This window comes from Amycolatopsis keratiniphila subsp. keratiniphila (assembly GCF_001620365.2).
Taxonomy (GTDB): Bacteria; Actinomycetota; Actinomycetes; order Mycobacteriales; family Pseudonocardiaceae; genus Amycolatopsis; species Amycolatopsis keratiniphila.
Genome location: NZ_LQMT02000009.1, coordinates 1 through 531 on the forward strand (window position 1 = coordinate 1; position 531 = coordinate 531).

The following is a 531-nucleotide window of genomic DNA, read 5'->3' on the forward strand; positions in this document are numbered from 1 at the left end:
GTCCTCGTCACCTGCGGCGGCGACTACCTGGGCGGGACGGACGGCTACCGGGACAACCGGGTGATCGTCGCGACCCCCGTTTCCGGTCCGCCCGCCTGAAGTCGGTGCAACCTCTCTCGGCTCGCGTCGCGTGTCTAGCGACACCGGCTAGACGCGAGCAAGGAGTAATACCCGATGGTGGGACAGTTCGACGTGGACGACGCGGCGCGCGAGGAGCAGCCGAAGAAGCGCTCCAGCCTGGGGCTGGTCCTCATCGGCGCCGCGCTCTTCGTGGTGGCGGCCGTGGTCGCCGTGGTGGTTTTCACCGGAAAGAGTGATCCGGTCGTCGCGGCCGCGCAGGACCAAGCGACCACTTCGGCGGCGCAGGCGCCCCAGACCCCGGCCGACCTGGGACAGGCGCCCGGCACGGTCAAACTCCCCGGCGGCGGAACGGCGAAACTGATCCGCAAGGAACTGACCGCGGACGGGACCCTCCCCATCCCCGAGGGCCTCGACGAAGCCACCTGGTGGGGCGCGAAACTGGGCGCCGAC

2 pseudogenes are annotated in these 531 nt (G+C 70.4%); both read left to right on the forward strand.

The features are described 5' to 3' along the window. Positions 1 to 99: pseudogene (locus tag AVR91_RS43695) on the forward strand (sortase); the annotation flags it as partial. Between the two features lie 75 nt (positions 100 to 174). Then, positions 175 to 531, forward strand: a pseudogene (locus AVR91_RS43700) (sortase); the annotation flags it as partial.